An 8609-nucleotide genomic window follows, 5' to 3' on the forward strand; every position below is an offset into this window, starting at 1 on the left:
GTTCCGGCCGTGGCGTCCGCCCGCGCGCCGGCGGACCGCAGCCGTGCTGCGCGGTCGGCCACATCGGCCGGGTCGGGCACGGTGAGCGCGGTGAGGCGCCGCAGCGCCGCCACCTCACCGTCGACACCACTGCCGCCGACAGCGGGGCTGTTGCCGCTGCCCCCGCTGACCGCTGATTGCGCGCTGTCGAGATCCCACGCCTTGGAGACCTTCGAGGCGAGTGCCGCCGAGATGGCTTTCGCCCGTGGGTCGTCCGAGGTTGCGAGGGCGGCGAGCAGCACCGTTCGGCCGTCGCGGACGGCCTTGTGCGCCTTGTCGAGGGCGCTGTGCGCCTGTTGCAGCAGGGTGTGGGTGTCGGTCAACTCGGTGAGCCGGAGCAGCCCGCCCAGCGCGTCGAAGATCTTCGCGTTGCCGTCCGTGATCAGGCCGCTCAGCTCCGAGTAGGCGAGGAACGGCCGGAAGTTGGCGAGTGCCTCCCGCCACGGCAGGTCGGCCAGCGGACGGGCGGTCTCGCCGGGCAGGCGCACCGTGGTCGTCGCGGCCAGCAGGTCGGTGTCGTCTGCCTGCCAGGCCCGTACGACCCGGATGGGCCGTGGCGCGCCCTCCGACGTCAGCTCCACCTCGACCCGAGGCGCGTCCTCGCAGTGCAGGTTGCGCCAGCCGTCCCGCCAGATCTTCCCGCGCTGGAGGCGCTCGTTCGTCTCGGTGAGGGCCAGTTCGACGGCCTCGGCGAAGCTCGACTTCCCGGAGCCGTTGCGACCGGTGACGAGCGTGAGGCCGGGGCCGGGCCGCAGGCTGAGCGTCTTCGTCGGGCCGATGCCGCGGAAGCCGCAGACCGAGATGGACGTGAGATACATGCCCGGGATCGCGGCTGCGTCGGGACGGACGGCCCGTTGCGGCGCTGACGGGCGCGGTGTCGTGGCGCCACCGAGAACGCCAGCCAGGGCGTCGGCCCCCTCGAAGGCGGCGAGCACCAGATCGGCGGCCAGGTCGGACGCGCCGGCCTCGGCCAGTTCGTCGAACAACTGCTCGTAGAGGGCGCTTCGCGTCGGGTCCATGGTCGTGACCTCCGCGGGGGGCGAGAGGGTGTGGTGTCCGGGCTGCCCCCCGAGCGGCCCGGACGGAGATCACCGTGCGCCAGGGGACTCCAAAAGTCATCAGGGGGAATTGATAAACCTGCTTATCACTCGATGGAGTCGACGACTAGATGCTTCCCAGTAGCCTGTGAGTCGCCGGAGCGATCAGGGGAGGTGCGCGGTGGAGAGCGATGGGGCCACCATGGCGCTGCAGGACGTCGCGGATCTGGCGCGGGTTCGCCGTCAGGTCGTGAGCATGTGGCGCATCCGCCCGCAGGTGCGCGGTCAATACCTGCCCTTTCCCGAGCCGGTGGAGACCTCCGGCGGGATAGAACGATTCCCGCGCGACGAGGTCGTCGCGTGGCTGGCGCGTACCGGCCGGGGCAACAACGCGGAGGCGAATCTCGACGCACCGGCGTTGAGTGTGCCGGAGGGCGTTTCGCTGGACGAGCTCGTGACCTGGCTCTGCCTGGCGACGCTCACCGGGCAGGAGTTAGCCGAGACAACACCGGAGCAACGCCTCGCGCGAGCGCGTTCGGTCGACCCCGCTGACGAGATGCTGCTACGCGAGATAGCGGTTGCTGCGCCGGCTACCAGCACCCTGCGGTTTGTCGACGACCTGGTGGAGGCGTCGTACGGTGCCCGCGAGGCACTTGACCGCCTGGAGCAGGGCCGGGCGGCCCGAGCACGAGGCGCGCGCGACCTCACGTCCGAGGCGGTCGGCCTTATCCACGCCGTCGCTAATGCCTGCGCACTCCACCTCGACCCAGAGGGCGTGCCACTCGTGCACGTCGGCCCTGTCACGAGCGTGACCCTGGCAATCGCCGAGTCGTTCGCCCAGCTCGCGGTCGCCGGTGATACTGCGGACCTCCGCGACGTCAGGCGGCGGGCGGCGATACGCGGCATCGAGACGGCCGGAGCGGCGGTGGCGCCGAGCGTCCGCGTGATGTCGGTCGTCGGCAGGACGGCGGAGGAGATCCTCGATCTGCTCGACAACCTCGTGCTCGACCTCGGCGACGGGGAACTCGCGGTGGTTGTCGGCCCGGCCGCCGTCCTGTGCGACGACCTTCACGGCGAGCAGGAGAAGCACCGCGCGCAGACACTTCGTTCCGAAAGCCTCGCCGTCGCGCTTCGGCTGCCCCGGGGTCTGTGGCGGGAGGCGCATCGGCAGGCGCTGGGCCTGTGGGTCTGCGCGCCCGGCGGCTCCTCGCGCCACCCGCTGGTGGCCGACCTGGCCGCGTTCACCCGGGACGAGCTGGACCTCGACGACCTCGCCTCTGACGTGGCCGCCGCCGTAGCCGCCACGGCGTTGGCCGTCCGTAGCCGGGCGTTCCGCTATCTTCGCCCGCACGATCTCCAGCGCATCCTGAGTGCCCGCGCCGCCGTCGTGCCGCGCGGGGCGCGGGCGGCGCGGCTGGCCACGACGGAGCTCGACCGGCACATTGCCGCGATCAACACGGGCACCCTGGTGACGAGCGAGCCGATCCAACCTTTCGACGTCCTGGTCGAGCGCGCCCCAGGGTCGATGCTGCTGAGTCGGCGGTCGCTCGGCGAGCTGAAGGACATGAAGCAGCTACGGGTACTGCGCGGCAGCCGCATCAATCCCGGACACGCCGATCCGGCCGGGTCGGTGCGAGTTCTCGCGGCGATCGACCCACACCGTTCGATGCTGCTGGACCCGTTCGACGCGGCGAGGCTGTACCCGCAGGCAGCCCGTACCGAGCCGGGAGATGTGGTGATCGCAGAACGGCCCCGCCCCGTCGCGACGGTCGACGACCACGGCGGATCATTAGTGGCCTCACCGTCGAAGATTCTCAGGATTGGACCGGGTGTCGGTATCGGCCCGCACACGGTGGCAGCGATCATCAACCGGCTGCCGGACGAGCCCGCCGAGTGGCAGACCTGGAACGTGCCGATCCTCGACACCGCCGAGATGGAGCAACTGGATGCGGCGCTCGTCGCGGCGGCGAACCACGAGGCGAGCCTGCGGCGCCACCTGGCCGCGACCGGGGATCTCGTCTCCGCCATGATCGACGGGGTCGCCGCCGGAGCGGTGGCCCTGACCGTACGGACAACGCAGTAGCACCACAACGCAGGAGGAAGGACAGGCAGCATGCCGCCCCGCACCAAGAAGGAACCGTCGGCGCCCTCGACGATGAAGGAGCTCAAGGACACCCTCTGGAAGGCCGCCGACCGGCTCCGCGGCTCGCTGTCCGCGAACCAGTACAAGGACGTCATCCTCGGCCTGGTGTTCCTCAAGTACGTCTCCGACGCCTACGACGAGCGCCGCGAGACCATCCGTGCCGAGCTGACGGCCGAGAACTACGACGACGAGCAGATCGAGGATCTGATCGACGACCCCGAGGAGTACCAGGGGTACGGGGTCTTCGTCGTGCCGCCCCTGGCCCAGTGGACGCACCTGGCGGAGAACGCCAAGGGCAGGCCAGCCGAGGGCAACGAGCCGGCCAAGAACATCGGCCAGCTCATCGACGAGGCGATGGACCTGGTCATGAAGGCCAACCCGACGCTGCAGGGCACGCTGCCCCGCCTCTACAACAAGGACAACATCGACCAGCGCCGCCTCGGCGAGCTGATCGACCTGTTCAACAGCGCCAGGTTCAGCCGGCAGGGCGAGCACCGCGCCCGCGACCTCATGGGTGAGGTGTACGAGTACTTCCTCGGCAACTTCGCCCGCTCGGAGGGCAAGCGGGGCGGCGAGTTCTTCACCCCGCCGAGTGTGGTGCGCGTGATCGTCGAGCTGCTGGAGCCCTCACACGGCCGGGTGTACGACCCGTGCTGTGGGTCGGGCGGCATGTTCGTCCAGACCGAGAAGTTCATCTACGAACACAACGGTGACCCGAAGGACATCGCGATCTACGGCCAGGAGAGCCTGGAGGAGACCTGGCGGATGGCGAAGATGAACCTCGCCATCCACGGCATCGACAACAAGGGCCTCGGGGCGCGGTGGGGTGACACGTTCGCCCGCGACCAGCACGCGGACCTCCAGATGAACTATGTGATGGCGAATCCGCCGTTCAACATCAAGCACTGGTCACGTAACACGGAAGACCCGCGCTGGAAGTTCGGCGTGCCGCCGGCCACCAACGCCAACTACGCCTGGATTCAGCACATCCTGTACAAGCTCGCCCCGGGCGGCAGCGCTGGTGTGGTGATGGCCAACGGCTCGATGTCGTCGAACTCCAACGGCGAGGGCACCATCCGCGCCCAGATCGTCGAGGCCGACCTCGTCTCCTGCATGGTCGCCCTGCCGACCCAGTTGTTCCGTAGCACCGGCATCCCAGTGTGCGTCTGGTTCTTCGCCAAGGACAAGCGGGCCGGGGAGTACGGAGGGGTGGACCGCTCCGGCCAGGTGCTGTTCATCGATGCCCGCAACCTCGGCTATATGGTCGACCGCGCCGAGCGCGCCCTGTCGAACGAAGACATTGCCAAGATTGCCGACACTTTCCACGCCTGGCGCGGCACCCGCTCCGCCGCCCAGAAGAAGCTGAGCTACGAAGACATCCCCGGCTTCTGTAAATCAGTAGGCATCCCCGACATCAAAGCCGCCGACTACGCCCTCACCCCAGGCCGTTACGTCGGCGCCGCTGACGTAACGGACGACGGCGAACCTATCGACGATAAGATCGAACGGCTGACCAAGAACCTGCTGGCGGCATTCGACGAATCGGCACGACTGGCATCGGTCGTGCGCGACCAGTTGGAGCGACTCGATGCGTGAGTGGGGGATGGTTCTACTTGGAGATGTGGCCGCAGAGGTTACCGTTGGCTACGTCGGACCGATGGCACACGAGTACAAGGACTCGGGCGTGCCATTTCTTCGATCACAGAACGTTCGCCCACATCGAATAGATATTGCCGACGTCAAGTATGTTGACGAGGAGTTCCATAATAGCATCATAAAATCGTCTCTCCGGCCGGGGGATGTCGTCACTGTGCGAACGGGAAAACCTGGCCAAACCGCCGTGGTGCCAGACTGGCTTACTTCGGCAAATTGTTCCGACCTCGTCATAACTCGACCAGGACCATACCTCGATGCGCGATGGCTAAGTTACTATTTGAACTGGGTAACTGGCAGTCAAATTTCCGCGCAGCTTGTAGGTGCGGTACAGCAGCACTTCAATGTGAAGGCAGCAAAGAGTCTCCAGATCGCACTTCCCCCGATAGTTGATCAGCAGGCTATTTCGAGGCTTCTGGGGGCACTCGACGACAAGATCGCCGCCAACGAGCGCATCGTCAACCTCTCAGATAAGCTGGCGGAAGCTGTTCTTCTTGCGGCTCTCGATGGCAGTTTCTCGCCGCTCGCCGCTCAGGCGTTCGTGACAATGGGTTCGTCCCCTCCAGGAACGAGTTACAACGAGAAGGCGGATGGACTTCCCTTTTATCAAGGTGTTAGGGATTTCGGTGTCCGCTTTCCTCTGCGACGGGTATGGACGACCGCACCTGTGCGAACGGCCAACGCGGACGACACTCTTGTCAGCGTTCGCGCTCCCGTGGGAAGGACCAATATTGCGAACGAAAATCTGTGTATCGGACGTGGTGTTGCAAGCCTACGATCTCACTTTGGATCTCCGATGACCCTGTTTCATCAGGTACGAGCCGCACACGAGTCCTGGGCGCCCTATGAGGCCGAAGGTACTATTTTTGGGGCGATTACCAAGAGGCAACTCGAAGCCGTTCTCCTACCAGTGGTTCCTTCAGAGGCGAGGGCGAGGGTGGAGCTGGCGCTTGCGGCGATAGAGAACCGAATAGCGGCAGCACTTTTCGAGAACGATTCTTTGGCGACTACAAGGGATCAGCTACTGCCACTACTGATGGCCGGGAAAGTTCGTCTTCGTGATGTGGTGGGAGTCGTGTGATGGTGGGGCAGCAGGGGTTCAGTGAGGCGGACTGGGAGGGGGTGGCGCTCGAGACGCTTGCTGAGCAGGAGTGGCGGGCGCTGCCGGGAACCGCCGTGACACCGGGCGCTGAGAATGGTCGGGCGTCGTGGGATGACATCGTGCTTCCGGGGCGGGCGCTGGCCGCGATGCGGGCGTTGAACCCGCAGGTGCCGGCGGAGTACCTGGAGCAGGCCCTGGCGGAGATCATTCAGCCGACCTCGCAGGATGCCATCGCGGAGAACTACCGGCTGCACCAGATCTGCGTCCAGGGCTATCGGGGGGTCAGCTACATCGACGCTGACGGTGTCGAGCAGAACCCCACCATCCGGTTGGTCAGTCATCAGGTCGGCGACAACGAGTTACTTGCCGTCAACCAGGTCACCGTCCGGACGGCGGAGGTCGAGCGCCGTTTCGACGTCGTGCTCTACCTCAACGGCCTGCCGATCGCGATCTTTGAGCTGAAGCGGGCGGGGTCGGCCAAGGCCGACCTCGACGCCGCGCACGCCCAGTTGGCGACCTACCTGCGTGAGTTCCCGATGGCCTTCCGGTTCGCCGTCGTGACGGTGATCAGCGACGGGATCACCGCTCGCTACGGCACCCCGTTCACGCCGCTGAACCATTACTCGCCCTGGAACGTCGACGACGACGGAAAGCCGGTGAAGCTCGGCGAACCCGTCGACGACGTCCATCTCGCCACCGAGCTCGAGTTTCTGATCGAGGGCGTGTTCAACCCTGAGCGGTTTCTCCAGTTGCAACGCAACTTCACCGCCTTCGACGGCGGGGCCGATGGCTACGCGAAGCGGATCGCCAAGCCCCACCAGTACTTCGCCGTCGCCAAGGCGGTCGGCACGACGGTCGCCGCGGTCGAAAGCAACGGCAAGGCCGGTGTCGTGTGGCACACCCAGGGCTCCGGCAAGTCCATGGAGATGGAGCTGTACGCCCACCTGGTGGCCGTCCAGCCCAAGCTCAAGAACCCGACCCTCATCCTGGTGACCGACCGGCGGGAGCTGGACGGCCAGCTCTTCGAAGCCTTCAACCGCTCCCTCCTGCTGAGCGAGTCTCCGATCAAGGTGACGACCCGCGCGCAGCTACGCGACGAACTGGCCAGCCGTGCGACGGGCGGCATCTACTTCACCACGCTGCAGAAATTCGGCCTCAGCAAGGCAGAGAAGGACGCCGGCCTGGACCATCCGCTGCTGTCAGAGCGGCGCAACATCATCGTCATCGCCGACGAGGCGCATCGCAGCCACTACGACGACCTTGACGGCTACGCCCGCCACCTGAAGGATGCCCTTCCGAATGCCGCGCTGATCGCCTTCACCGGGACGCCGATCTCCTTCGAGGACCGCAACACCCGCGAGGTGTTCGGCGACTACATCGACATCTACGACCTGACCCGGGCCGTCGAGGACGGGGCGACCGTCCCCGTCTACTTCGAACCGCGGCTGCCGAAGGTCGCCCTGGCCAAGGACGTCAGCGAGGAAGATCTTGACCGGGCCGCCGACGAGGCCACGGCCGGGCTTGACGAGGTGGAGCGGGCGAAGATCGAGAAATCGGTCGTTGTGATCAACGCCGTGTACGGGGCGCCGGCCCGGCTGGCCTCGCTCGCGGGCGAGATCGTCACGCACTGGGCGGCCCGCTCGGGGGAGATGCGAAAGTTCATCGGCTCCCCGGGCAAGGCGTTCATCGTCGGCGCGACCCGCGAGATCTGCGCCCGCCTCTATGACGAGATCGTCAAGCTCAGACCGGAGTGGCACCACGACGCCGTCGACAAGGGTGTGATCAAGGTCGTGTACTCCGGCTCGGTGCAGGACGTCATGCCGGTGGCGAAGCATGTCCGCCGCGAGGGGCAAAACAAGACCATCCAGAAGCGGCTGCGTGACGCCGAGGACGAACTGCAGATCGTCATCGTCAAGGACATGATGCTCACCGGCTTCGACGCGCCACCGCTGCACACGCTCTACCTCGACCGCCCGCTCAAGGGCGCCCTGTTGATGCAGACGCTGGCGCGGGTGAACCGCACCTTCCGCGGCAAGCCGGACGGGCTGCTCGTCGCCTTCGCCCCCCTGGTCGACAACCTGAGCCGGGCGCTCGCCGAGTACACCGACACCGACCGGGCCAAGAAGCCGGTCGGCAAGAGCATCGACGAGGCCGTCGACCTCACCACCACGCTCATAGCCTCCCTGGACGAGCTGTGCGCCGGCTATCCGTGGCGGAAGCAGTTGACCGGTGCCCAGAAAAGCTGGGTCAAGGCTGTCTATGGACTCACCAACTACCTGCGCTCCCCGACCACCCCCGGCAACCAGGTGGCGGAAGGCGAAGAGACCATCGGCGACCGCTTCCGCAAACTGTCCAACCAACTGGCCCGGGCGTGGGCGCTGTGTTCGGGCAGCCAGACTCTCGAGCACCTACGCTCCACGGCGAGGTTCTACGAGGAAGTCCGGGTCTGGATGGGCAAGTTCGACGCCCAGCAGCGGCAGGCCGAGGGCAAACCGGTACCGGAAGAGATCCAGCGGATGCTCGCCACGCTGGTCGCGACCTCGACCGCCTCCGGCGAGATCATCGATATCTACGAGGCCGCCGGCCTACCGAAGCCGTCGCTCTCCGACCTTGGGCCGGAGTTCCACGTCAAGGC

At 66.5% G+C, this 8609-nt stretch carries 5 protein-coding genes; 4 read left to right on the forward strand and 1 reads right to left on the reverse strand.

Annotated elements, in window-relative coordinates; translation table 11 throughout:
• Positions 1-1058: AAA family ATPase (locus tag NBW77_RS21235; protein WP_250280218.1), on the reverse strand; the 1058-nt coding region annotated here is incomplete at its 3' end.
• A gap of 199 nt (positions 1059-1257) precedes the next feature.
• Between NBW77_RS21235 and NBW77_RS21240 the strand changes: the two genes are divergently transcribed.
• From NBW77_RS21240 to NBW77_RS21255, 4 genes are all read left to right on the forward strand, one after another.
• A complete protein-coding gene (locus NBW77_RS21240; RefSeq protein ID WP_207387136.1) occupies positions 1258-3159 on the forward strand; it encodes a hypothetical protein in 1902 nt (633 codons plus the stop codon).
• Between the two features lie 30 nt (positions 3160-3189).
• Positions 3190-4815: a class I SAM-dependent DNA methyltransferase gene (locus NBW77_RS21245; RefSeq protein ID WP_131747739.1), complete on the forward strand. Its 1626-nt coding sequence runs from the start codon at positions 3190-3192 to the stop codon at positions 4813-4815.
• Positions 4808-5953: a restriction endonuclease subunit S gene (locus NBW77_RS21250; RefSeq protein WP_131747740.1), complete on the forward strand. Its 1146-nt coding sequence runs from the start codon at positions 4808-4810 to the stop codon at positions 5951-5953. Before NBW77_RS21245 ends, NBW77_RS21250 begins: the two co-directional genes overlap by 8 nt.
• Positions 5953-8609: type I restriction endonuclease subunit R (locus NBW77_RS21255; protein ID WP_250280219.1), on the forward strand; the 2657-nt coding region annotated here is incomplete at its 3' end. The genes NBW77_RS21250 and NBW77_RS21255, both read left to right, overlap by 1 nt.

It is taken from the genome of Frankia sp. Cppng1_Ct_nod (genome assembly GCF_920656135.1).
Classification (GTDB): Bacteria; Actinomycetota; Actinomycetes; order Frankiales; family Frankiaceae; genus Protofrankia; species Protofrankia meridionalis.